General features: G+C 42.0%; 27 protein-coding genes and 2 pseudogenes. 24 read left to right on the forward strand and 5 right to left on the reverse strand.

What is annotated here, in order from left to right; translation table 11 throughout:
- Positions 1-195: 195 nt before the first annotated feature.
- The 3 genes and pseudogenes from purU to M5V91_RS05105 all read left to right on the forward strand — a co-directional run bounded on the left by purU (position 196) and on the right by M5V91_RS05105 (position 1999).
- On the forward strand, positions 196-1095 hold the full coding sequence (gene purU, locus M5V91_RS05095; protein WP_217025637.1) for a formyltetrahydrofolate deformylase: 900 nt from the start codon (positions 196-198) through the stop codon (positions 1093-1095).
- A 274-nt stretch (positions 1096-1369) separates the two neighbouring features.
- Positions 1370-1489 (forward strand): annotated as a pseudogene (locus tag M5V91_RS05100) (DinB family protein); the annotation flags it as partial.
- Between the two features lie 21 nt (positions 1490-1510).
- A complete protein-coding gene (locus M5V91_RS05105; protein ID WP_217025638.1) occupies positions 1511-1999 on the forward strand; it encodes a DinB family protein in 489 nt (162 codons plus the stop codon).
- Between the two features lie 95 nt (positions 2000-2094).
- On the opposite strand, the gene M5V91_RS05110 is transcribed toward M5V91_RS05105, so the two are convergent.
- Positions 2095-2565 (reverse strand): DinB family protein, encoded by a 471-nt coding sequence (locus M5V91_RS05110; RefSeq protein WP_019382243.1) that lies wholly within the window; start codon positions 2563-2565, stop codon positions 2095-2097.
- 594 nt (positions 2566-3159) lie between these two features.
- Positions 3160-3717, reverse strand: coding sequence for a helix-turn-helix domain-containing protein (locus M5V91_RS05115; protein WP_251267020.1), 558 nt, complete (start codon positions 3715-3717; stop codon positions 3160-3162).
- A 113-nt stretch (positions 3718-3830) separates the two neighbouring features.
- Between M5V91_RS05115 and M5V91_RS05120 the strand changes: the two genes are divergently transcribed.
- The 12 genes from M5V91_RS05120 (at position 3831) to M5V91_RS05175 (ending at position 14554) form a co-directional block, all read left to right on the forward strand.
- Positions 3831-4427: a LysE family transporter gene (locus tag M5V91_RS05120; protein ID WP_284521819.1), complete on the forward strand. Its 597-nt coding sequence runs from the start codon at positions 3831-3833 to the stop codon at positions 4425-4427.
- A gap of 165 nt (positions 4428-4592) precedes the next feature.
- Positions 4593-6170, forward strand: coding sequence for a helix-turn-helix domain-containing protein (locus M5V91_RS05125; RefSeq protein ID WP_284521820.1), 1578 nt, complete (start codon positions 4593-4595; stop codon positions 6168-6170).
- Between the two features lie 111 nt (positions 6171-6281).
- Positions 6282-7466 (forward strand): metal-dependent hydrolase family protein, encoded by a 1185-nt coding sequence (locus M5V91_RS05130; RefSeq protein ID WP_009333905.1) that lies wholly within the window; start codon positions 6282-6284, stop codon positions 7464-7466.
- A gap of 160 nt (positions 7467-7626) precedes the next feature.
- A complete protein-coding gene (locus tag M5V91_RS05135) occupies positions 7627-8769 on the forward strand; it encodes a sodium:solute symporter family protein (protein ID WP_284521821.1) in 1143 nt (380 codons plus the stop codon).
- A 9-nt stretch (positions 8770-8778) separates the two neighbouring features.
- On the forward strand, positions 8779-9033 hold the full coding sequence (locus tag M5V91_RS05140; RefSeq protein ID WP_284521822.1) for a hypothetical protein: 255 nt from the start codon (positions 8779-8781) through the stop codon (positions 9031-9033).
- Positions 9034-9059: 26 nt separating this feature from the next.
- Positions 9060-10190, forward strand: coding sequence for a M24 family metallopeptidase (locus M5V91_RS05145; RefSeq protein WP_284521823.1), 1131 nt, complete (start codon positions 9060-9062; stop codon positions 10188-10190).
- A gap of 70 nt (positions 10191-10260) precedes the next feature.
- Positions 10261-11052 carry an amidohydrolase family protein gene (locus M5V91_RS05150; protein ID WP_284521824.1) on the forward strand — a complete coding sequence of 264 codons (792 nt, stop codon included), beginning with the start codon at positions 10261-10263 and terminating at the stop codon, positions 11050-11052.
- Positions 11039-11467, forward strand: coding sequence for an amidohydrolase family protein (locus tag M5V91_RS05155; protein WP_284521825.1), 429 nt, complete (start codon positions 11039-11041; stop codon positions 11465-11467). The genes M5V91_RS05150 and M5V91_RS05155 overlap by 14 nt, the downstream gene beginning before the upstream one ends.
- A 144-nt stretch (positions 11468-11611) precedes the next feature.
- Positions 11612-11974, forward strand: a complete 363-nt coding sequence (locus M5V91_RS05160) for a Na-translocating system protein MpsC family protein (protein WP_009333910.1) — start codon at positions 11612-11614, stop codon at positions 11972-11974.
- A 419-nt stretch (positions 11975-12393) separates the two neighbouring features.
- Positions 12394-12585, forward strand: a complete 192-nt coding sequence (locus M5V91_RS05165; RefSeq protein WP_009333911.1) for a hypothetical protein — start codon at positions 12394-12396, stop codon at positions 12583-12585.
- A gap of 14 nt (positions 12586-12599) precedes the next feature.
- Positions 12600-13415 (forward strand): NGG1p interacting factor NIF3, encoded by an 816-nt coding sequence (locus M5V91_RS05170; RefSeq protein WP_284521826.1) that lies wholly within the window; start codon positions 12600-12602, stop codon positions 13413-13415.
- 17 nt (positions 13416-13432) lie between these two features.
- Positions 13433-14554 (forward strand): hypothetical protein, encoded by a 1122-nt coding sequence (locus M5V91_RS05175; protein WP_284521827.1) that lies wholly within the window; start codon positions 13433-13435, stop codon positions 14552-14554.
- A 48-nt stretch (positions 14555-14602) separates the two neighbouring features.
- Here M5V91_RS05175 and M5V91_RS05180 read toward each other — a convergent pair whose 3' ends face one another.
- A complete protein-coding gene (locus M5V91_RS05180; RefSeq protein ID WP_284521828.1) occupies positions 14603-15064 on the reverse strand; it encodes a hypothetical protein in 462 nt (153 codons plus the stop codon).
- A 214-nt stretch (positions 15065-15278) separates the two neighbouring features.
- On the opposite strand from M5V91_RS05180, the gene M5V91_RS05185 reads away from it, so the two are divergent.
- A complete protein-coding gene (locus M5V91_RS05185; RefSeq protein WP_284521829.1) occupies positions 15279-15917 on the forward strand; it encodes a hypothetical protein in 639 nt (212 codons plus the stop codon).
- A 668-nt stretch (positions 15918-16585) separates the two neighbouring features.
- Positions 16586-17152: a competence protein ComK gene (locus M5V91_RS05190; protein WP_284521830.1), complete on the forward strand. Its 567-nt coding sequence runs from the start codon at positions 16586-16588 to the stop codon at positions 17150-17152.
- Between the two features lie 89 nt (positions 17153-17241).
- On the opposite strand, the gene madM is transcribed toward M5V91_RS05190, so the two are convergent.
- Complete coding sequence (madM, locus tag M5V91_RS05195; RefSeq protein WP_284521831.1) at positions 17242-18006, reverse strand: malonate transporter subunit MadM; 765 nt, start codon at positions 18004-18006, stop codon at positions 17242-17244.
- Positions 17987-18400 (reverse strand): malonate transporter subunit MadL, encoded by a 414-nt coding sequence (gene madL / locus M5V91_RS05200; protein ID WP_009333917.1) that lies wholly within the window; start codon positions 18398-18400, stop codon positions 17987-17989. Before madL ends, madM begins: the two co-directional genes overlap by 20 nt.
- Before the next feature lie 288 nt (positions 18401-18688).
- Between madL and M5V91_RS05205 the strand changes: the two genes are divergently transcribed.
- The 7 genes and pseudogenes from M5V91_RS05205 (at position 18689) to M5V91_RS05235 (ending at position 25449) form a co-directional block, all read left to right on the forward strand.
- Positions 18689-19354, forward strand: coding sequence for a GntR family transcriptional regulator (locus M5V91_RS05205; protein WP_284521832.1), 666 nt, complete (start codon positions 18689-18691; stop codon positions 19352-19354).
- A gap of 121 nt (positions 19355-19475) precedes the next feature.
- Positions 19476-20276 (forward strand): ACP S-malonyltransferase, encoded by an 801-nt coding sequence (locus tag M5V91_RS05210; RefSeq protein ID WP_284521833.1) that lies wholly within the window; start codon positions 19476-19478, stop codon positions 20274-20276.
- A 29-nt stretch (positions 20277-20305) separates the two neighbouring features.
- Positions 20306-21951, forward strand: a pseudogene (mdcA, locus tag M5V91_RS05215) (malonate decarboxylase subunit alpha).
- 18 nt (positions 21952-21969) lie between these two features.
- Positions 21970-22839, forward strand: a complete 870-nt coding sequence (locus M5V91_RS05220) for a triphosphoribosyl-dephospho-CoA synthase (protein ID WP_284521834.1) — start codon at positions 21970-21972, stop codon at positions 22837-22839.
- Between the two features lie 18 nt (positions 22840-22857).
- A complete protein-coding gene (locus M5V91_RS05225) occupies positions 22858-23169 on the forward strand; it encodes a malonate decarboxylase subunit delta (protein ID WP_009333922.1) in 312 nt (103 codons plus the stop codon).
- Complete coding sequence (mdcD, locus tag M5V91_RS05230; RefSeq protein ID WP_284521835.1) at positions 23147-24838, forward strand: biotin-independent malonate decarboxylase subunit beta; 1692 nt, start codon at positions 23147-23149, stop codon at positions 24836-24838. The genes M5V91_RS05225 and mdcD overlap by 23 nt, the downstream gene beginning before the upstream one ends.
- The gene (locus M5V91_RS05235; protein WP_192908787.1) at positions 24832-25449 is read left to right on the forward strand and encodes a malonate decarboxylase holo-ACP synthase; all 618 of its coding nucleotides are present in this window, start codon (positions 24832-24834) and stop codon (positions 25447-25449) included. The genes mdcD and M5V91_RS05235 overlap by 7 nt, the downstream gene beginning before the upstream one ends.
- Positions 25450-25551 lie beyond the last annotated feature (102 nt).

Consider the following 25551-nt stretch of genomic DNA (forward strand, 5'->3'; position numbering starts at 1 on the left):
GCTCTTTCGTAGACATTCCACTCGAAGAAATGCAATGTCTGTCCATTCCATTGAAAGGGCTGGCACCAAGATTTCAGCTTTACTCCATGTTTACTATCCCATAAACCCAAATAAATAACTTTATAATAAAAATATGCTTTTAAATCCAAAACAATAAGTCTATTATAGTTATTAAAATTAAAAAAGGAGATTCATATGAATTCATCTATTCAAGAACAACTTCAAGTATTTAGAGAAAGTCAAAAAAACAGAGGGCGGCTGCTTATCAATTGTCCTGATCAACCGGGCATTGTGGCTGCTGTATCCAGGTTTCTGTTCCAGCATGATGCTAATATTATTGAATCGAGTCAATATTCGACAAATCCAGAGGGTGGAACCTTTTTTATACGAATCGAGTTTGAATGTCCTGGTTTACAGTCGAAGGAAGAAGAGTTGAAGAGTCAATTTAAGGAAATCGCAGAAACATTTTCAATGGAATGGAAATTAGCATTTGTTTATGAATTGAAGAAGACAGCTATTTTCGTATCAAAAGAACTTCATTGTTTACGTGAGCTGTTATGGGAATGGCAAAGTGGTGATTTGCTTACCGACATCGCTCTTATTGTGAGCAACCACGAGGAAGCAAGACAAATTGCAGAATCCTTGCATATTCCATTCTTTTACATTCCAGCAAGTAAAGAAAATAGAGTTGAAGTTGAAGAAAGACAGCTGCAGCTTTTAAAAGAATTTGATATTGACTTAATCATCTTAGCAAGATATATGCAAATTTTGACGCCAGCCTTTGTTGGGGCTCATCCATTCAAGATTATTAATATTCATCACTCTTTCCTTCCTGCATTTGTTGGTGCGAGGCCATATGATCGAGCCCATCAGCGCGGGGTAAAAATAATTGGGGCAACGTCTCATTATGTTACAAACGATCTTGACGAAGGACCAATCATTGAACAAGATATCAAGCGTGTTGACCACCGGGATCATATAGATGATTTAAAAAAGAGCGGACGTTCTATTGAACGAAGTGTTCTTGCCAGAGCGGTTAAATGGCATTTAGAAGACCGGATTATTGTTCATGAAAACAAAACAATTGTTTTTTAAGGAAAAGGAGCAGTAATGAGTGCCTGTCCCTCAGTTTAGTAATGCATTTTCATGTGACCCCTGTCAAGTAGACATGGAAATATTAAAAAAGCTTTAGGCAGCTTTAGCTCTATTCCATAGGGCTAAGGCCGTTTAAGTGTTTTTGGTTTCTGCTGAAGGTTTTACCGAAATGAAATGGCAAGATCTTGTACGACGATTAGACGAGGGATCAGCTTAGTGGCAAAATGAGATTGAGGCAGCCACGGAATCAAAATTGCATGAATAAATCCCCCATTTTCCTGTAGACGCGCTTTGGTGGGGGGCGTTATCAAATTTGTGCTCACATAACACTTATCATATTGGACAGATCATCTATATTCGAAAAGTCCAGGGTTCCAGGCAAAGTAAAGAGTAGAAAGAAAAGAGGATGGATACAATGGAGCGGAAGGAATATGAATGGGTCAAAGAGAATCGAGAAGTGCTCTTGGACTTTTGCAGTAAAATGGATCCAAAAGATTTTACGTGTGAAATGGGATTCGGCTGGCAGAGTGTGCGTGACACACTTGTTCATATAGCGAATTGTTATCATGGCTGGCTAGGATCATTTGTTTTATTAAAAACGAAGGAGCCTATCACGCCTAGAGAAAACATTCCGACAATCGGTATCGAGGAAATCAGGACACTGTTTGAACAAGCAGATGCTTATGTGTATGAAGTTCTTGAGTCATTTTCTCAAAAAATGGATGAGTCAATCGTGCAGCCTATTCCTTGGAGAGAATCAATGGAGGAGATTTCAATGACTCCTCGAAAACTGTTCATGCATACTGTCACTCACGAATACCATCACAAAGGACAGATAATGGCGATGGCCCGCCAGTTAGGGTATGAACCGCCAAATACAGATGTTCTGGGGACGAGAGAGTAGATTTAGATAAGAAAGGATGCCCAATGGTGATATACGTAATATGATGGGCACCCTTTGTCACTTTTAGGACTAAAATTAAAATGATCTTTCCTTTTTTAGTTCTTTACTCCTGTATGATGAATAACCCGTTCCATCGCTTGAATATGCCCCAAATGGTTTGCCTCATGAAATAACGCAAATTCGGCTAATTCACCAAAGGTTTCAAGTCCCAGAAATGGTTTATCCAGCTTTTCATTTAACCGTCCAGCTGGAATTTGCTGGATCCGGGCCAATTGATCCTTCAGCTGGATAATGAGCTCATCTGCTTCAGGTATATCACCTTTCCAATCAGCTGGCTTAGTACCGTTTCCAAATAATTCAATATAGTTTGCAGGGATATGGGTCGTTTTGCGGGGAAAGCCGAACATAAACTGTTCACAGACCGTTAATACATGGCCAATATGCCAATGGATCGTGTTGTTAAAACCGTCTGGCTGTATACTTGCTACATCCTTTGATACGGACTCGATCTTTTTAATAAAATAACCTCTTGTCTTCTCAAACTGTTTAAACACTAGTTCATTCATTCTTTTCTCCCCTTCCAAATATTCTCATCTGTTAATATACCAAAAATCCGGAAAGATTAGGAGTGTTAATGGACTGAAAAATTGATTTTTGCTTTCTTTTATATACGGCGAAGGTTTAGTAAATGGCAGGACCTTATATCCAACCAATTATAATGTCACTTACACAACGTTAAGCAAACCAGTAAGCTTTTCTTTATCAAACCGGTTGATGATATGCTGTGGGGAACATTAACCGATTCCTATATACAATCATTAGCCGTAATCAAAGAATTGAAATTGGATTAGGAAGTCGTCAATGTGAATAGTGGCGCAATCGCTGGGACATCCAGTTGGAACGAATGGAGCCCGAATTAGTTATTCTCTGGCGCTGGAGATGAATGAAGGGGAATGTGAAATATGGGCTTGGGTCACTTTGTATAGGCGGTGGGCAGGAATTGCGCTATTACTGGAAAAACCTTAGAATACACACTTTATTGGTTAGATACACACTATGAGAAAGACAAAAGGAAAGCAGCCCCGGGAGGCTGCTTTTTGTGCGGAAGGGTTTGTCAATTTAAGCTTTCAGTTGGATTTACGCCAATCATAGCAACGCATTTATTCTGCCGGATAAAATAAAATCATACTGACACGTGCCAAAGACTTCCCTGAATTATGATAGGTATGGGGCCTATCCGCTTTGAATCTGATGGAGTCACCGCTTTTTAATGTATATTCATCGTTATTAACCCGTATGGTTATTTCCCCATCAAAGACCACAATCAACTCTTCGGTTCCCTCGATATGTGGTTCAGCGCTAAGGTATCCGCCTTTGTCAATTTCGACGGTGTACACTTCAAATCGCTTATCGTTTTCGAAAGGAAAGTAAGGGTATACCCGATACTTGCCATGATCCTCTGATAATGTCTGAATTTCCTTCTTTAAAACAACTTGAGTATCCGGCTGAGGATGATTAATCAGGGAGGTAAAAGAGATCTTTAGACCATTTGCAATCTTCCAGATGGTTGTGATCGTAGGGCTTGATTCGCCCCGTTCAATTTGGCCGATCATCGTTTTGCTTACTCCCGTTAATTCGGCCACCTTCTCTAAACTTAATTTTTTGTTTTCCCGAAATGCTTTTAAATTTTTAGCCAGAATTAAATGAATTTCCTCCATAGCTGCATTCCTTTCATCTGTACAATATAACGTCCATAATATACAATATGTAGTAAATCGTTATATTGTCGTTTCTGTACATTATAACACACAAACAGAGGAGGAAAGCAGCTGTGTCTTTATTATCTTTTTTCTTATATGTTTTTGTTACCAGCTTTACACCAGGTCCAAACAATATTATGGCCATGGTATTCGCTAACCGGTTCGGTTTAAGAAATACGATTCGATTTTGTTTGGGCGTAAGCGCAGGGTTCTTTGTCATAATGATACTTTGCAGCTATTTTAATCTATTGCTTCATCAATTCATTCCAAGGGTTGAATTAATCATGACCATCATTGGGGTCATTTATATGCTGTTTTTGGCTTATAAAATCATGACAAGTAAATCGGATGACCAGAACAATAATGATGATAAGCATAACGGCTTTTTTATCGGGATGCTTTTACAATTTATTAATCCAAAGGGGATCTTATATGGGGTTACAGTGATATCAACCTTTATCCTTCCATACCATACCTCACATACGAGTCTGATATTCTTTTCCATTTTCCTTGCATTTGTTGGTTTCCTGAGCACCTTTTGCTGGAGTGTTTTTGGATCGATTTTTCAATCCTTCCTGGCGAAGTATAGAAATCAGTTTAATATGATAATGGCTTTATTGCTGGTGTATAGTGCCGGGTCGATTCTTGTGGGGTACTTCATTCGGTAAATGATTGAGCGGTCTTAATAATGGGGTACAGCCAAATGCTGTACCCCATACATGTTCAGTAGGTTTTATCCATTTTATTTATCATAAGTTGCCTTTATAATATTATCTAACTATTGAAAGAAATAAGAAATTCATAGATAAGTATTTATCCAAAGGGGGAATCTTATGATTACAGTCAAAGACTTTGCTGATGTGTTAGAAAGGGATCATATTTTGCTGGTGAGCGGCGGCAGGCAAAATATGAATAGAGAGATTGCCTATTTAACCAGCATGGAGCTTACAGAAAAAACATCCCGTATGAAAGAAAAAGGGTTTGTTATGACTACGTTTCATGCATTTAAAGATGTGAATCAAATGATTAGCCATTTAGAATGGATGCAGGAGATCGGAATCAGTGCAATTGGTTTTCATACAGCAGCATTGAAAACAATTCCAAAGGAAGTTATTGATTACTCCCATACCCATTCTTTCCCGCTTTTTGAAATCCCCCAAGAGGTCCCTTACTATATCATCCACGAAAAATACAATAAGCTAGTTAATCAAAGGGAAAATGAACAGGCTTCGAAAATCCATAAATTAAATGAAAAACTGATGGAAATTGTTCTGCTGGAAAAGGATTTAAATTCGATTGTAAAAGTAATAGGAGAATATATAAACAATGTTGTGTGCGTATTAGATCCGTATTTTGATTTGATGGCATATTGGAAGACGAAAGAGCAAACCAGAGATGAGATTAAGCACCTGATTAATTTAATCATAAACCAGCATAAAGAGAACGTGTTAAAAGTGCGCTTCACCAATCGTGAAACCAATATAGCAGTGAAAATGGATGGTCTTGCTGAACAGAATTTCAAGGTAGCCCCGCTGTTTTCTAAGATGAACTTTCTTGGTTATCTGATTATTTGTCAAAATGGAACAACCGATAAGTATTCAGAAGAGGTCATTAAGAATGGTATTCGTGCTTTAAGCTTAGCTGCCTATAATAAAAATACATTGCTCCACTATCAAAAAAGCAAAGATAGCGAAATGCTTGAAGGTATTTTTCAAGGTGAGTCCGATGATAAGAGTCTATCTGACTTTTATATGGATCTTAAGAAGGTAAGATGCATTTTCCAGGTGCAATCCTCCTCTCCGGAAACACTTCAGTCAAAACTTCAAATGCTTTCTGAGAGTTTAATAGAAAATGAAACAAACTCCCGATTATGGATTTATAACAGAAAAATTGTCGGGGTGATTGATTCGATTTTAGACAGAGACAGGTTAGCAAAAATGCTGACAGATTATCCAGGAATCCGTATCGGTGTAAGTGCGATAGACGAGGTGAACCATTGCAGTAAATTGAAAGCGATGTATGACCAATCATCTGTTGGATTGCTGCATGGCCAAATCCATGATGAACAATTGGTGTTTTGGGATGAGATGGGGATTGAAAAAATAGCCTATAACTTACAATCCCATCACTTGTTTCAAAACTTTGATGAAGAATTACTGGGTCCATTGTTTGCCTATGATCAGGAAAAAAATGCTTCCTTAACTGAAACGCTGTATACATACTTAAAACATTTTTTCAATCTGCAAAAATCGAGCGGTGAATTATTTGTGCATCCAAATACGGTAAAGTACAGATTGCAGAAAATATACGAAATAATGCAAGTAGATATTCAAAATCCATCCAATTATTCCATGCTGATGCTGGCATTTTCCATACATAGCTATAAACAGAAGGCAGATCCATTTCAATAGAATTGTTTAAAAGAGACAAATTACTGTCTCTTTTTTGTTTGTAGTGTACAATGATAAAAAATCTTTCTATTGTTATGATTTTGAATAATCAAACAATAGGAGGGCTTTACAATGCCGGCAAACACGAAATGGATCTTAATAAATGGCAGCATTATTGACGGGCTAAATGATGAGGTGGTGGAGAATTCATACATTAAGGTTGAAAATGGGAAAATTACAGAGGTGCAGCGAGGGGAGCCAGGTGAAACAGAAGGGTTTGAAGTCATTGATTGTACCGGAAAACATATACTTCCCGGCCTGATTGACTGTCATGTACATCTCGTTTGGAATGGCAGTGCAGACCCGCAATCTGTCATAAAAAACGAAGAAAATGACAGAATCGCTTTAGAAGCCTACAAGCATGCATTAGATACACTGAAATTAGGAGTCACTACGGTAAGAGATTTGGGTGCACCGGATCGCACTGTATTACATGTAAGGAATGTCATTGATTCCGGCTTGCTTGCAGGACCTACCATTATTGCTTCTGGAGCACCTATTTGTATGACAGGCGGACATGTTTATTATTTAGGCTATGAATCGGACGGGCCGGACGAAGTCCGCAAGAATACTAGAAGGGTGCTTAAAGAAGGGGCGGACCTGGTGAAGGTGATGGCAACGGGCGGTATTTATACCAAAGGGGAAGAACCTGGTTCCGTCCAATTAACAATTGAAGAACTGAGTGCTGCAAAAGAAGAGGCACTTAAGAAAAATAAGAAGGTCTCCGCCCATGCAGATGGAATTGAAGGAATCATGAATTGTTTAGAGGTCGGGATTGACACAATTGAACATGGAATTTACGCAGATCGTCAGGCTCTTGAAATCATGAAAAATCAGGGAACCTTTTTAGTGCCGACAATGGCTGTCATGAGACAGCTTATTAGCAGCCCGGACATTCCGGCATATGCTCTTGAGAAAGCGAAGCAGGTAGTGGGACCGCATTTCTCGATGCTGCAGGAGGCTGTTCAAATCGGAGTGAAGATTGCGACAGGTACTGACTGTGGCTCTCCATTAACCCCGCCTCGCTATTATTATGATGAATTAGCGATTATGCATGAAGCGGGAATGTCGGAAATGGAAGTCATCAAAGCATCTACGAATGTTGCCGCTGAATGTCTCGGGATTGAAGATCAGCGCGGCAGTATTTCTCCAGGAAAGTTTGCCGATTTGCTGATTGTAGACAGCAATCCTTTAAATGATTTAAATAGTTTGCGGGGAGACAAGCTGGTTATGAAAAATGGTGTTTTGGTCAGCTGAAGTCTTCACGATGCTGAAACGGAAACTGCAACGGGGCTCTGCAAGTGCGGGGTCTCCCTTGGATACCATTAAATAGGAAACATGGTTCACTGTTCCAGGATAAAATCTGTTTTAAGCTTCCACACAGCCTTATATAAAAATAGTAAAAGGAGTGAGCTTATTGAACACTTATTTAGTTGCAGTCATTCTTTATCTGATCCTGATGGCGCTGATTGGTGTGTATTTCGCAAAAAAATCGGTGAAAAACAGTGATGATTTCATGGTTGCAGGACGAAGTCTGCCTCTATTCGTTGTAATGGGTACTCTTCTGGCAACGTTTGTCGGCTCTGGAACTGTCGTCGGCGGAGCAAGCTTTATTTACCAATACGGACCGTTTGCCGCTATTTTTAATCTGTCAGGCGGAATTGTTGGAGCGATCATTCTGTATTTTATAGCTTCTAAAATCCGCCAGATTGAAATCTATACAGTACCAGATCTTTTGGAACGGCGCTTTGGAAAAACAGCACTTTATATATCATCCGTTATTATCATCTTTGCCTTTGTCGGAATAACAGCTTATCAGTTTACAGGCGGAGCCTATGTGCTGCAATTAACTACCGGCATTCCATTGGAAGTTGGAGCCATTATTATGTGTGCACTGGTTATCTTTTTAACCGTAAGCGGCGGTCTATTTTCAGTTGCGTATACGGATGCACTTAGTGCCATTCTCATTATCATTGGCTTTCTTTTTGGGGTTCCCTTTGCATTGAATGCTGTTGGGGGATTTGAAGGATTATCTCTATCTTTGCCTGAAATGAATAAGACCTGGAATGGCGGTTTATCATTTCCTCAGCTTCTCGGCTTCTTCCTGCCATTGTTTTTACTCGTTTTGGGTGATCAAAACATGTACCAGCGATTTTCCGCTGCAAAAGATCCGAATGTAGCCCGGAAATCCACGATCGGATTTTTTGTTGGCAGTGTGTTTGTCATTAGTTTAACCATCATCTTAGCAACTACCTCCATTGTGCTTTTTCCGGACATAAAACCCGATACAGCCATTTTATCCCTTGCGATCGATGGTGTCCCCCTTGTAGTCGGATTGCTTATTCTCTGTTCAGCCGTTGCCTTTATTATCACAACAGCCACTTCTTATCTGTTATCAGCATCAGGAAATATCGTTAGTGACTTAATCCAGCGCTCAAGTAAAAGCAAGCTATCAGAGAGTAAACTTCTATGGTACAACCGTGTCATTGTCGTGATTTTAGGGGTCCTTGCGTATGTATTAGGGCAATTCTTCCCAAGTGTCCTGGCCATCCAAATGTAATCGTATACGATGTATGGCGCGTCCTTAACTCCTGCCATTCTGGCAACCGTATTATGGAAGAATGCCACAAAAGCAGGCGTGATCAGCTCCATGATTGTGGGTGGGTCTGCAACTATGATCTGGGAAATCGGCCTTGACCGGCCTTTAGATTGGAATAGTGTCCTGTTTGCCTTGCCATTGTCCGTTTTAACACTCATTATTGTCAGCCTGTTAACCAGAAACAAAAATGTCTCAGCAGACCTTACGACAGATCATACAAGCTAAAAGGATTTTAAAAGGAGTTGGAAAGCGTGAATTCAACGAAACGAATCAATCGATTAAAAGAGTATATGAAAGAACAAGCCATTTCTGCTGTATTTGTCTTTAATCCTGACCATCAATTTTATTTAACGAATTTTAAAGCTTTAATTTATTCACGGCCCATCATCTTTCATTTACAGGAAAAGACAGCCATGATTGTTCCTGGCCTTGAAGAAACCCATGCAATGGAACATTCACATGCAGATGATGTGCTGGTCTATTATGAGCATCCTGATGCTGGCAGGGATGAGACATCACATATGGAGCATATAAGTGCATTGGTAAAACAAAGTCCTAAATCATCAAAAATTGGTGTGGATTTAGCCTTTATTCCTGGTGAGGTTCTTCTCTATCTTCAGGTATCAGGCTATCAGGTAGTTGACATCGGGCAATTCATTTATCAAATGCGATTTATCAAAGATGAAGATGAAATTCACATGCTGGAGCAGGCCGGACAATTAGTGAACCTTGCAGTAAGCAAGTCATTAGCGCAAATTCAAGCGGGAACTACAGAAATGGAAATAGATGCAGCGGGAAATGCGGCCCTGTTTGAAGTAACTGCGGCCCAATATCCGGATTCAGTTATTGATATTGTGGTTATGTCACCTTCTGGGTTAAAACGAAGCATCATGCCGCACGTCTTCTCCAACACAAGAAAAATTGAAGCGGGAGATGTCATTATTCACAGCAGACAGGTTGGGCTAAATGGATATCGAGCAGAGTTAGAGAGAACCGTGATTGTCGGAAAGCCGACTTCCCAACAGGAAAAAGCGTTTCAGGCTGCGATAGAATCTCAGCAGCGTGCGATTGATTTTATTAAGCCAGGTGTGAAATTTTCAGAGGTAGATGGTGTTGCCCGTGAAGTGTTTGAAAAAGCGGGACTGGAAAAATATGCGATTCACCGTACCGGACACGGAATAGGTATATCAGCTCATGAGCAGCCATTTTTGCGTTATGACCATCATGATGTGGTAGAGGAAGGAATGGCATTCTCGATTGAACCCGGGATTTATATACCTGGGGTTGGCGGTTTTAGACACTCTGATACTGTTCTTATTACATCTGATGGATGCCGATTAATTACAGAATATCCGTGTGATATGGAGTCGCTGCTTTTCTAAATCATATATCAAACGAGAAAGGGAGAAGTATTGTACTTCTTCCTTTTAAAAGTGATAGGAGGAACATGTGATGGAGTTTGTAATTTCGAATGTGCAGCTATTATTTGGTGAAGAATTGGAATGTAAGAAGGGTTTAGCTCTTTTGATAAAGGATGGGTTGATAAAAGATATTATCCCTGAATCCCAACTGCCGGCCACCGTGAAAGTCATCGATGGAAATGGAGGGTTTCTAGCTCCAGGTTTGATAGATTTACATATTCATATGATGTGGGACGGTTCATTGAATCCGGTTCAAACTTCCGAAACAGAAGGCTATGAGCAGATGCTGATAAGGGCTGTTGCCAATTGTCAAACCTATCTCCATCACGGAATAACAACTGTCAGGGACATTGGCTCCATTGATGATATTGCTCTGCATGTGGCAAAAGGGATCAAAAGGGGGCTCATTTCAGGTCCTGATGTCATAGCCAGTGGAAAAACATTAACCATGACAGGCGGGCATGATCCGTTCTGGGCAAGATTTGTCGATGGGAAGGAAGAGGCGCTAAAAGGTGTGCGCGAACAAATTTTTAAAGGTGCTGAAGTGATTAAAGTAAGTTCTACTGGCGGGGTCTACGGAAGAATAGAAGGGGAACAGGTCGGCAATGCGGAACTTAGCCTGGAAGAGCAGGAAGTCATCTGTAATGAGGCGCATCGTTTTGGTCTCAAAGTTGCGTCCCATGCGATTGGCCGTGATGGAATACATAATTCGATACTTGCGGGAGTCGATACGATTGAGCATGGCCATTTTCTGGATGATGAACTAGTTGCCTTAATGGAAGAACGGAATACCGCCTGGATTTCCAACATTGTTCGTTTATAAGCAAATTGCTACTCAGGAAGGGATCCCTTCTTATGCAAGAGACAAAGCAGAGGAAATCGTCAGCATTCATCGGAATGCATTTGAATCCTACTTTAACCGGAATATCGTAATTGGGGCGGGTTCAGATGCGGGTTCACCATGTACATCTCACCGGGCGCTGCTGGATGAATTGTATACCATGAATGAAATGATTCCTGATGCGAAAGAGGTGCTAAAAACAGCAACAGTAAATGCCGGAAAAATTTTAGGACATGACGTTGGGCAAATTAAAGAGGGCTACAGGGCAAATCTGATTTTACTTAAAGAAAATCCGCTTGAATGCCTGAGTAATTTAGAAAGTATAAAGATGGTTGTAATCAGGGGAAAAGTTCTCATGAAGTATACAAATAATAACCTGGAAATGATAGCGGAATGAGTAGTTTCTGAAGGAAGAGTTTTAATGGTGCAAATTTTATCTAGTAAATTATATTTTTAATATAAACACTTTACAGATAGTTTTAACTATGATAAATTCTATTTATCGAATGATTCTGAAATTTCAAAAAGATGGTGTGAGTAAATGAGTTGGACTGCTGGCCCATTTAAACAGGAACTTATCAAGGACTATAACAATATTAACCTTCTTTTGTTTAACATTGGTGTCAAAAGTCAAAGAATCGACTTTTTGGGGGATAAGATATTAATTTTCGCCTATCATAAGAGAATTCCTTCTCTTAAACATTTGGACGAGATTAATCGCTTTGTAACCCGAATGACTGACATTGCCATCATAGATAGTTATAAGGAACACTTAAGGAATGTCCTGGAAGAAAAATATGGAATGAAGGTACTTTCTATTTTAAAAGACTATGATCCCGTTACTGAACTTTCAGGTACTATCATTACCCTGGATCGGGATACAAGTGCCTATATTTCCAGGTAACTAAATAGTGATGACTGGTCCATTGAACTCTTAAGAGTGCATAAAAACCGTCAGTACAATCTTTCAGATTAGCGTCTGTTTGATTTGTGCTGACGGTTTTTTTATAAAAATTAGGCTGTTTTCGCAAGGTTTGTTGCTTTTTGTATATTATTTGCTGAGTTGATTGCAGCGGAAGGTGCGAGATCCTCGAAAATGCATTCGCATTTTCTTCGTGCGGTGTTTGTTCGAGGAAGCATATTCAATGTCCTGCGGGAGTAGCGGGACAGGTGAGACCCCGCAGACGCGGAGCGTCGAGGAGGCTCAACGCCCGCCCCGCGGAAAGCGAGCAGCCTGGAGCGGAAATCAACGGACAACATTGATAGGCGAAAAACAACAATTTATACGAAAAGAGCCAAAAATAATAAGGAGGCAACAACATTATGAAAACAGTAGAAGATGTATTGATTGCGCTGGATGACCTTACAGGAGGAAGAGTGATTAAATCACTAAATGATATAACGAGAGGGGAGCATCCCTTTGTCCTCATGAAGTCTTCCAACATTCCTGGAAAAGAGATTATCGAAACGCCTGGTCTTGTCTATGGTGACATGAAAAAAGAAGTAAAAAAATAGCCGTTGCTATGACAATGACAGAAGGAAGTATCGAACTTGCCGGAGCTACTGGTGTCGATGCCATTGTTGCTCATCATCCGATAGCTGAAGCGGCTAATTCAGGTGGTGTTATTTTGAAAAACTATCTGGATTTATATAACGTAGCTGCATTTGAATTGCATGAAGCTTTCCACGGTTTACATCCTGGCATCCCATTTTTGCACGGCCATCAGGTATACCGGACAGAGGTTTCTTATGGAGGAGTACACGGAAATATTTTATATGTGGGAAAAGTAATCCCAGAGGTGAACACTCTCGGAGATATTTTAACCCGGTTAGATAAATATATGGGTCTGCAGGACGAAGATGATCTATTACATACTGAAAAGGAGCTTCGCACTGCTTCATCTCTGGTTGAAACAAGTACGGTGACGCGCGGGAGAATTGTTGTTGGAGAAGAAACCAGCCCTGTGAACAATATTGTGCACATTTTCCCGCATACGGGATTTTCCCCTGATCATTTGCGGCAAGTCATCAAAGAACACCCGGAAGCTGACACTGTTCTCGCTTCCATTAGCCGGGTTTATGATGGACATCCCCTGATTGAAACGGCTAAGGAGTTAGGAGTTAATTTTATTATTGGCAACTGTCATGTGTTAGAAATACTCGAAAATGGTTTACCTTTAGCTTATGCCTTAGACAGACTGCTGCCTGGTGTTGAAGTCGTTGTTTTCCGGGAACGTGTGACAAGCATGTCCATAAATGAAATGGGATCACCTCATTTAAAGAAATATGCAGAAGAAATGGCTGCTGGTTATCTATTGAAAAAAACGGCTGTCCATACGTTATAGAAAAGGAGTGCAGGTAGATGAGCGAGGTTAAATCCTTAGTACAAAAAAATATAGAAATAGAAGAGACTGGTACCCCGATACCTTTAACCAGAAAATGGACACAAATCGAAGTAGTAGGTCTTGGTTTAGTAATAGCCTCACTGTTGGTATTGTTAATCTCTCCAGGAACATTAGCCGGGTTATTTACTTCCATTGTCGATCAGGTTTTCCCGGTTATCGTAGAGATATTTTTAACCGGCACGGTAGGAGTTTCCATTATTGTTAGTGTCATTTTAGGCCGGGTACTGGAAAGGCTGGGATTTACGGACGCGTTAATTCGGATATTTATCCCTGTTACAAAGCTGATGAAAGTAAATTCAGCTGTTATTATTCCGAGTATTTATAATATTCTTGGTGATATAAATGCTGCCGGAAAAATTGCCGGACCGATTTTGATCCGTTCGGGAGCAACAAAAGCAGAGCAGAAAATAGCGGTAGCAACCATGGTTCAATCTCAGCAATCCTTTGCTACATTTATGTTAGGCATGGTTGCATTAACGGCTGTAGGGGCCAATGCCTTTGTAGTTGTAGTGTTAGCTGTTTTCATGCCTGTCATTATAGTCCCGTTTCTTCTATCTAAAACCATTTATCGGGATACGAAAGCTGTCCAAATTGCAAAGCTGCCTCAATTCACACCCAATACTGGATTTCTTCCAACATTATTTAATGCAGCCAGGGAGGGAGCAGAGCTTTTATTCCTTCTCATTATTCCGGCTGCCGCTGTGGTGTTTGCTGCTATTGGCGTTTTGGACTATATCGGAATTTGGTCAAAATTTGAGTCCGGCTTATCAGCAGTATTGTTAGCTCTAAATATTCACCCGGAGACTGGTATTCTTTCAATTTTGGCTAGTCCGGCGCTTGCAATGGCCCAGTTATCAGAAGTTGCGGGTTCTTTGGATCCACGCTTGGTGATTGGATCTTTCGTGCTGGCGTCATCGGGATTACCCCTGTCAACAATCTTTGGTCAAATCCCGGTTATTTGGGCAGCTAATTCTGACCTCAGTGAAAAAGAAGCATTGGGAGCAGCTGTATTAGGAATCGTTATGCGTATATTGACAGCCTTTTTAATTGTTTATTTCTTAACACCGATATTGGTTTAATGCTCGGAGTGAAGGTGAAAAAATGGCTTTAAGGATTGATTATAAGGTCTAAATTTTACCCAGTAAAAAAGATAGATCGATAAAATATTGATCTGGAGGGTTCCTTTCAATTGATTGGGGATCCAGGTGGAGCTCTGTTTTGCTTAAAAGATTGTTTTCCTCGCTCCATAAGAAAAGAACGGCCGTTTGATGAAAGGGTTCCATAATCCCTTTCTTCTGCGCAAGTAGTTCAATTTTAAGATCATCCAGGAGAAAGTCAGGCCGGCAAATAAGCTTACAAGGTGCTGTTTGTAAAGGTTCATAGTGATTGATTGTATTTTCAGATAGATGGTGTATCCTCCCTGTAGCTGCAATTCTTTTATCAGGGAGAATCAGTCCAGTTTCATGATAGATGTCTCTTCCGATGGATGAAGGGATTTTTTTGTTCCATAGGACGGACATTGAAAAAGTGTGGCCTGGCAAAACGGTCCATGCTCTTTTGGCTATAAGTTCAAATCCGATAAAGGACATGGCTCTCCCTCTTTTCTGCTGCTCGTTACTGATGTTTATGCGCTAAAAAGCAAAAATATCTGCTATGATTCCATCAGTGTAAAACTTACTATTTATGAACATAGCTATTATTCAAGAACCATTCCGATTTTTTGATACCCCTCCCTGATAAGATATGAATATACCAACTAACTGGTATTCAACAAGAGAATTTTAATAACAGGGGGAAAAAGTTATGAGAAGCAAGCACTTTTTAGGACTGGTGATATTGGCAGCCTTTTTGTTCATCACAGGATGCAGCAGTGAGGAAACAAAGGATACAGGAACGGAGGAAACGCCAAAAGAAGCTGATAAGAAGAGTGAAGATGAAAACGAGTCTGTCAAAGTGGATAAAGGTCTGTTAAATGTAGAGGTAACGCTGCCAGCTTCCATGTTCGAAGGTGAAGATATGGATAGCTCCATTGCAGAGGCCGAAAAGGAAGGCATTAAAGTCACCAAGAATGATGACGGTTCAGCGACTTATAAAATGTCTAAGAGTAAGCATAAGGAAATGATGAAGGAGATGGAAACTGAGCTGCAAAAAACCATTGCGGATACGAAGAATGGTGAAGATTATCCGTCTGTAAAAGCCGTTTCGCACAACAAGGACTATTCAGAGTTTACTTTAGAAGTGGAAAGAGAAGCTTATGAAAACAGCTTTGATGGATTTGCCGTGTTTGGACTTGGACTATCCGGAATGTTTTATCAGCTATTCAACGGGGTGAATCCTGAGGAATACGAAGTAAAGATCTTGGTTAAGGATGCGGCGACAGGCGAGGTATTTGATGAGATCATTTATCCGGATGCAATGGAAGAGACAGGGGAAGAATCTTAAAAAGCAAATGAAAAATGCGTGCCTTGTTAAGATAGGGCACGTGTTTTTTTTAGAATTTATAAATCATTGAGCCGGACCAGATGGAATCTCTGTTCATTCTCAACTTGTTTTACGGAAGAAGTTCACAAAATATTCGAAATTAGAAAATAAATTTCTTTTCTTCATCCAAGACTTTTCTGGCAATGGCTAAAAAATGAAAGGATAGGTGTTATTTGTGACATGCATCACAAATAACAGTCATATTTTGAATCCAGATAATTTAAGTGCACATTATATTTTTTCTTCCCCAGTTTGTCAATAGTATAGAAACAGCCTAAATAAATAAAATTAAGAAAAAGTAGTGATAATGACATAGTTTATCAAAAAAATAATTTACAATAATCAGACAAAATGCCTATAATAGACCTCGGGAAGAGGGGTATTACAAATTTTGGTTCATCAGCAAGAAACTAAGGGTCCTGTATCAATCTGGTGAAAAGGTATTGATCACTCAGCTGAAGTCTCAAAGGAGGTGAGTAATTTGGAAGCAAAATAAAAACCCTCAGGCAGGTCCTGGCAGACGAAAGCCTGAGAGTCTCAGTGAGATGGAGTATACCAGCTCATAAGTTAGTATACTCCTTAAATTTCATTTTTTAAATAGTTAAATTAAAAGGAGGCTTTTACTAACGATGGAAGCAACGCAAATAAGGAGATATATTATTGTTCCTGAAACGAAATCGATTAGAGCTCAGTTTAATGATAATGGGGAATGCCACAGTCTTATTTTGGAAGGTGACTATACGTTTAAGGTAGATATGAAACCCGTCGAGATTATTGATGAAAGCCTCAAGTATTATGGCTTTGACTTGAATGGGGCCATCAGCGGTTCGAGAGCCATTCTTGGCCCATGCAAGGCAGTGCCTGTACGAATTCCAGGAGAGATTAACATGTATTGGTTTCCTCATACTTCGCCGGGGCAGGAGGAGTGTGTGTGGTTTGCTCTTCATCATGTAGAAGCCATCTTGCCTGAAAATCATGATCTATCAAACGTTTATGTGAGTGGCGGACATTGCTTTAAGCTGAATGCTGCTGAAAAAGATCTTACATACAAATATGATCGGACAGAGAAGCTGGAATCAAGAATATCCAAACGCACGGTCAACACCTTCAGCTTTATTATGGAAAGAACAACGAGTACCTACACTGTTGAAAAAGGGAAGAGGAATTACTTTATCACAAGGAAAAAGGATAAGTAGAAGCTGGAGCCTGTTCCGATAAACTGGGGGCAGGCGCCCATTACAGCAGAAAAAAGCGGCACAATGCCGCTTTTACTGATTTAATGTATTTAACCGAACACAGCTTTTGTCATTAAAAATAACACAGATGGTGCCATCAGACAGCCCAGTCCCGTGTAAAAGGTTGCCGTAACCGCTCCATAGGGCACCAGCTTTGGATCGGTAGCAGCCAATCCGCCTGCAACTCCGCTTGTCGTTCCCATAAGCCCTCCATAAACCATTGCCGTGCGGGGGTTATTAAGGCCAATATACTTTGCGACAAAAGGTGTTCCGATCATCGTAAGAATGGATTTTACTAAACCCGCTGCGATACTGAGAGTAATGACTTCAGAGCTGGCTCCAATCGCCGTTCCTGTTACAGGCCCAACTATGTATGTTGCAGTGCCGGCACCAATTGTTGTAAGGCTGACCGCGTCAGTATATCCAAATGCCAGGGCAATTCCGACTCCGATTACAAAGGAGAGGACAACACCCAAAAAGAGGGAAACAACGCCATTTACACCGGCTTTTTTGATTTCACTGAAATTGGCGTCAAAGGCAGTGGCCACAATGGCAAAGTCACGGAGCATGCCTCCGCCCATCAATCCGATTCCAGCGAAAATGCCGATGTCAGAAAGGCCTTTTTCACCGCCGGTTACCATTCCGCCAATATAGGCGAGCACCAATCCAAGAGCTATGGCAATGGCTGAACCGTGTATTCTGCCTTTTGTCAGTTTATCAGAGAGGAAATAAGAGACGAACATTGTTAATCCTACCACAGTGAAAGCAACGATAAGGCCATTGTCCGTGAGTGCATTACCTAATATTTCTAACACGCTGATCCCCTCCCGTCATTTCATTTTCCAGCGTTTCGTCTGTATTGCCACCCTTGCTTAGAATAGGTACGATCGCCCAGCTGATCAGAACTGCAGCAACTCCCGCGGTTAGGGCAAGAGGTCCTCCGTCCAGAGCTGCAATCACATTTTGCTGAGCTGACATGGCAATAACGATGGGGATATACATGGCGCTCCAGAACGATAACCCTTCCTGTGTCGGAGCCTTTAATTTATCTTTCTTCTTTAAGTATTCAGCCAGAAGGATTAACATCAGCATGGCAATGCCTACACCGCCGACATTTGCGTCAATTCCCAGAATGTTTCCAAGAAGATCTCCCAAAAATACACCCGATAATAAACAGATAGATAATAAAGCAACCCCGTAAATAACCATCTCATCTCTCCTTTAATATTTTTGCACTGAGCTAAGGAACAGAGAAGCATAGAATCTAATAATCTGACTGAACTTAGGGGCCGGTAATCAAAGATTGCAGAAAAGAAAGCGTTTGCATTTTTTATAATCTACAGTCGACTGTATTCCTAGAACCCATCATAAAACGATTGAAAAGACGAAGTCAATTAATTTTTAAAATTTTCTTAAAATATTGAATTATTGAAAATGTAACGTTATAATTAAAATCGACAGTCGACCAAACATTTTTACACTAAAGGAGACAATGTCATGAAAGCGGATAAATTTAATCAAAATGCATTATCAAATCATATAGCGGAGCATATCACCGAACAAATCATAAAGGGAGAACTGGTTCCTGGGGATAAATTGATAGAGCATATTTATGCCGAAGAGTATGGAACAAGCCGTGCACCAGTAAGAGAGGCCATATACTTGCTTTCGATTGAAGGGCTTGTGGAAAGGATACCCCGTAAAGGAGCCATCGTTAAGGATTACACGGAAAACGAAATTTATGATTTGCTGGAAATTCGTATCATGCTGGAGTCAATGGCTATGGATAGAATCAGCAGAAACGGAATTAATCAGCATGAGCTGAAAAAAATGAAAGCGCTTTTAGACAAGATGAACGATGTTACGGATGTTCATCAGTACACGCAGCTGAACCACTCTTTTCATACTGCACTTATAGAAATGAGCAAAAGTGAAACGATCAAGACTATGTATTCCCGGCTTGGATGGCCCTTGCTGAGAATACAGAGTCTTTCATTTGCCAGCCAGGGAAATATTGAAAAGTCAGTACGTGAACATGATCTATTAATTGGCCTTTTAAAAGATGGAAAATTATACGAGGCAGCAGATTTGCTCACAAGGCATAATCAGGATGTAATAGCCAGCATGAAACGAAAGATGGGCAAGCGGGAGGTAATGGAATGAAGCTTGCATTCGTATTTCCCGGCCAGGGCTCCCAAAAAATGGTATGCTGCACAGCCTTCCAGACCACCCAGCCGCTCTTGAAATTTTGAAGGAAGCAAGAGAAGTAATGGGGGAAAAGGTCTTGGATCTTGATACTGACAAAGCCTTAAAATCCACTGTTTCAGTTCAATTGTCTTTGCTTATTGCGTCAGTGGCTGTATCAAAAGCATTTAAAGCGGAAGGGGTGAGGCCGGATTTTGCTGCAGGTCATTCAGCCGGAGCCTTTGGAGCTGCCGTTATGTGCGGGGCGATGAGTTTTACTGATGCTTTGGAGATTGTAAAGCTGAGAGGAGAGCTGATGGAGCAGGCTTTTCCATCGGGCTATGGGATGGGGGTGATTACTGGTTTTGATGCCAGGATTGTATATGAAATCACTGCTGCCATTTCTTCAGACGAGAATCCGGTATATCCCTCGAATATTAATGCAGCAGATCAAGTAACCATTTCCGGCTCCATTCCGGGCATCAAGAAGGTTCTTGATCAAGCCGGCCAACGAGGCGCAAGGACGGCCGAGCTTCTGAATGTAAGTGTGCCATCCCATTGTCCTTTGCTGAAATCAGTCGGTGATTCTTTATATGACAAGCTTGCTTCTGTCCATATCCGTGCCCCTTTTATCCCATATGCCGCAAATCGGACAGCAAGGCTATTACGGGATCCGGAGCAAATTCGAGAAGACCTCGCTTATAATGTTTCGCATCCGGTCCGCTGGTATGAAATCAGCTCTTTGCTTTGTGAGCATGGCACAAGTCTTTTGATTGAGATGCCTCCAGGGAATGTCCTGACCACATTAAATAAAAGAACTCTGCCTGGTGCCCGCTCTGTCTCCGTGGATGAAAATGGGTTAGATAATTGCCTTTTCCTGGCAAAGAGATTTTGTTCTTAAAATATTTTAATAGAGAGGGGAATTTTATCATGCAGGCTGCCAAACAGCGATCCTGGAATACACGTCTTGAAGCCAAGCAAAAACGATTAGAGAGAATGAAAGGCATCACCAGCAATCGAATTATTCCAACCAGCCAAATTGTCGAGGCTCTCGAAACACTGATTATGCCGGGCGATCGGGTGGTGCTTGAAGGGAACAATCAAAAGCAGGCATCCTTCCTTTCAGCTGCTCTTGCTCAGGCTGATCCGAAAAAATTATTCGATTTGCACATGATCATGTCCAGCATTTCCCGACCTGAACATCTCGATATATTTGAGTATGGCATTGCCAGCAAAGTGGACTTCTCATATGCCGGCCCGCAAAGTCTCAGGATGGCGCAAATGCTTGAAGATGGGAAGCTGACAATGGGAGAGATTCATACATATGTAGAGTTATATGGAAGGCTCTTCATTGATTTGATTCCTTCCGTGGCTTTAGTGGCCGCGGATAAAGCTGATTCAGAAGGCAACTTATATACTGGCCCCAATACGGAGGAAACACCGACACTTGTTGAAGCGGCAGGCTTCAGCAGCGGAATTGTCATTGCACAGGTGAATGAACTGGCTGATGAATTGCCTCGCGTAGACATTCCAGGCTCCTGGATTGATTTTGTCGTTGTTGCTGACAAGCCTTATCAGCTTGAGCCGCTATTTACACGTGACCCACGCCATATTACAGATATTCAGATTCTGCAGGCTATGATGGTCATTAGGGGAATCTATGAAAAGCACGGAGTGAAATCTCTAAATCACGGGATAGGCTATAATACTGCCGCGATTGAACTGCTTCTTCCTACCTACGGTGAATCCTTAGGCTTGAAGGGGAAAATTTGCAGGCATTGGGCTTTGAATCCTCATCCTACACTCATTCCGGCCATTGAAAGCGGATGGGTAGAGAGTGTCCATTGTTTTGGCGGTGAAGTAGGTATGGAAAAATACGTCGCTGCCCGGCGTGATGTGTTTTTTACCGGTCATGATGGAAGCTTGCGCTCAAACCGGACACTTTGCCAGCTTGCAGGACAATATGCTGTTGATCTATTTGTAGGCTCGAGCCTGCAGATTGACGAGGCTGGAAATTCTTCAACTGTAACGAGAGGACGGCTTGCCGGCTTTGGGGAGCGCCGAACATGGGACATGATCCGGGAGGAAGGCGCCATTCCTCTCAAGCGTGGCTTGACATGATGACGGACACTGACCCGCTTGCACGCGGAAGAAAATTGGTTGTTCAGGTAGTTGAAACCTTCCAAAACGGAAATAAACCTGTATTTGTTGAATCGCTGGATGCTGTAGGAGCTAAAGCAGATATAGGACTTGAAACAGCGCCTGTCATGATTTATGGGCATGATGTGACACATATAGTCACCGAGGAGGGCATTGCCTATCTATATAAAACGGATAGCATGGAGGAGCGGAGGCAGGCCATCGCAGCCATTGCCGGTGTGACCCCACTTGGCCTGAAGCATGATGTAAAGGCGACGGAAAAATTAAGAAGAGAAGGATTAATCGCTCTTCCGGAGGATCTCGGAATTAGAAGGACCGATGCAAAACGATCCCTGCTGGCTGCCAAAAATGTTGAGGAGCTTGTGGAATGGTCAGAAGGGTTATATGAACCGCCTGCCAAATTTAGAAGCTGGTAAAGGGGCTGATTGGAAACAATGAAAGACTTAGAATCTTACAGCCTATATCTTGGAAAGCTGGCCGTACAATCACTCATTGAAGAGGCTGAGCTGACGCCAAAACCAGGACTGGTCGATAAGAAAAGCTCCGGCTCGCATAGAGATATGTCATTAAACACAATGATTCGGTCAGCTATTGCACTTGAGGATACATTCAGGGTAATCGCTGAAACAAGCTTTAACCGGACCCCTTCTCAGGAGCTGCGCGAAGAGATCGCCATGATTGGCAGGCGGGGTGAACAGGAGATGTTCCTGGCTACGGGTGGAGTAAATACCCATAAAGGAGCGATATGGGCATTAGGGCTGCTCGTTTCAAGTGCTGCAATGGACCTGGGGAAAAGCCCTGGCAAAGAGGTAGCCGTTCAGGCAGGAAGGCTAGCTCTATATAAAGATCGAAACCTGCCTGCCGGTAATACAAATGGCAGCCGGGTTAAAGCAAGGTTTGGAGTGGACGGAGCAAGGGGAGAGGCCGAGCAAGGTTTTCCCCATATCAGACAGATAGCGTTGCCAGTTCTTGAAGAATCAAGAGAAAGAGGTCTGAAGGAGAATTTTTGCAGGCTAAACGTACTTATCGCACTGATGGCAGAGCTAAATGACACATGTATTATGCATAGGGGAGGTGCAGAAGCCCTCGAAATCACAAAGTCTCTTGCAAAGGAAATAGTCATAGCAGGAGGGGTTTCTGCCGACAAAGGATGGCAGCTGTTAGAACAATTGGATCAATTGTTATGCAGCATGAATGTATCACCGGGCGGAAGCGCTGATTTGCTTGCCGCTGCCATTTTCCTGGATTATCTGGATCAGAATGCGAAAAGCGAGTTTAAGAGAATAGAAGCCTTACAAATTTAACAGAAGGAGAGCTGCCGAATGGAGAAATTGAACTTTCGCTTTCCTGCAACTCAAATGCTTGAATCAAATGCCCATGTGGGAGTTGTAGGATCAGGCGACCTGGAGATTTTAATGGAGCCATCCGACCAGGGATATGCAGATGTAACAGTCCGTACTGGTACAACAGGCTTCAATCAAATATGGGAAAAGGTATTAGAACGGTTTTTCAGCCATCATGCTATTTCAGCAAACATTAAGATCAATGATTTTGGGGCAACTCCGGGCGTTGTATCATTAAGGCTCTCACAAGCATTGGAGGTGGGCAGAAATGCTGGATACATTAAAAAATAGCTTTGTAGAGTGCGGAGGCAGAGAGCGTGCAAGAGTGCTTATGGATGAAGGCACATTCAGGGAGCTTTTGGGACCATTTGAAGGTCTTGAATCCCCACACCTGGAACCGCAGGGCATTGTTCCCCAAAGTGATGATGGGGTTGTGGTCGGCAAAGGAAAAATAGAGGGGAGGCCGGCAGTCGTCATCTCCATAGAAGGCAGCTTTCAGGGAGGCGGTATTGGAGAAGTTTCCGGTGCGAAGATAGCTGGTGCTTTAGAGATGGCACTTGTTGAAAATAAGGCCGGCCATACTATCTATCCTATTTTTATCTTTGATACAGGGGGTGTCAGACTACAGGAAGCCAACTACGGACTCTTATCCATTGCGGAAATAGGCGCAGCAATCGTGGCATTAAGGGAATACGTGCCTGTTATAGGAGTCATTCCCGGGAAAATTGGCGCTTTTGGCGGGATGTCCATTAACGCAGGTTTATGCAGTACGTTAATCATTACCCGTGAAGGCCGGCTTGGATTAAATGGGCCAGAGGTAATCGAGCAGGAAGCGGGGGTACAGGAGTTTGATTCAACTGACCGCAAGCATATTTGGGGCACGATTGGTGGCAGACAAAGGGTGGCTTCCGGTTTTGCCGATATTGAGGCTGAGGATGACATCGCCGCTTTCAGAAAAGCCATATTGTCTGCCATCCTGAAGGGACCTGTGGAAAAGCCTAGAAGCTCACAGGTTGAAAGATATCTTGCTTTTCTTCGCTCTATAAATACTTCTGCCGTGCTCACTCCTCAGAAAGTTCAAGATTTGTGGGCAGAAACTGACTATTATCATTCTGAAGAGGATGATAGTGATAGTAAGAATCATGTTGTGAAAATCAAAAGCAGGGGGCATAAATGGTTTAACCTTTTGTCTGCCGGCAGCAAAGACATCAGTGCAGTTCCTTCGGTTTTATGTTCCGATTCAAAAATCGGCGATGTATCAGTTCGCTTCCTGGCAGTTGTGCCGGATGAATCAAGCCGGTTCCCTCGAGCGCGTTCTGGTGAATTTGGCCTGGAGCAGGGATGGATGATCGCCAAGCATGTCCGTGATGCAATCGAAGAAGATAAATATAAGGAAGAAAAACGCGCAATTGTAGCGGTTGTTGATGTTCCAAGCCAGGCTTACGGGTACCGTGAAGAGCTTTTGGGAATCCATCAGGCATGTGCTGCAGCTGCAGATGCCTATGCAACAGCAAGATTGTCCGGCCATCCGGTCATTGCTTTTATTCCGGGAAAGGCTATTTCAGGTGCATTTTTATCACATGGATTGCAGGCGAACCGATTAATTGCCTTGGATGATGAAGGGGTCAATGTCCATGTGATGTCCAAAAAATCTGCTGCAAGAATCACGCAGAGAACCATTGAAGAACTTGAAGAAGCAACCAAAAAAGTGCCGTCAATGGCTTATGATATCCGGTCATTTGAAAAATTGGGGGCGCTCCATGAATTGATTTCCGATCTAAATGCTGATGCACCAGGGGAAGCTGACCGTGATGTAATCTTTAACAGAATACAGGCAGCAATCAAGGACATCCAAAATTGTCCGCGTGATTTAAGCAGCAGGCTTTCCTCCGATTTTGCCAAAGAAGGAGGAAGATCCGCTTCCATTTTGGTCAGAAAGATGCTGGCGGACCAATGGTAATCGAGCCGCACGACTTATTGAAGATTGACGCAAAACATCTCATAAGCCATACACCAATTCCGGACTGGGCGATTCAAGCACTGAACATGGCACCCTATGTGGTTGTCCGGAGGGCACATGCTCCGAAAGGGCAGATTGCTGTAGGGATTAGGGGGAAGGCAAGGAATGAAAGATTCGGTGCCTTTCTGCCAGCAGATGCGATCATTTCCCATATCAGGCCTGAAGATTTAACAGCAAGCACTCTTTGGGAAAATAAGCCATCACCTGTATTCTTATCTCTTACCATAGCAAGTGAGATATTGGCAAAACATAAACTGGTATGGGGGCCAGGGGGAAGTGCCGGGTTTGAACTGGCCACCGGGAACGTGACTGTAACAGCGGAGAGCGATCTTGATCTTATACTGCGTGCTCCAGAGCCGATCCCAATTCATACAGCAGCAGAGATAATGAATGTAATGAAGAGCTGCCCTGCAAGAGTCGATATACAGGCTGAAACGCCAGCGGGTTCGTTTTCTTTAGCGGAGTATGCAAGTGGTTCAGACACAATGATGGTGAAAACGAAATTTGGACCATTACTCTGTGAAAACCCTTGGAAAAGTAAATTGAATTAATCAATGGAACTGCTGGAAAACCCTTCTTAGTAAATTAAGAGGGGTTTTTGAGCTTTGGCAATCTTTTTGCCGGATGGAAGTCTCAATTTTACTGTTTTAAAG

Source organism: Cytobacillus pseudoceanisediminis (genome assembly GCF_023516215.1).
Classification (GTDB): domain Bacteria; phylum Bacillota; class Bacilli; order Bacillales; family Cytobacillaceae; genus Cytobacillus; species Cytobacillus pseudoceanisediminis.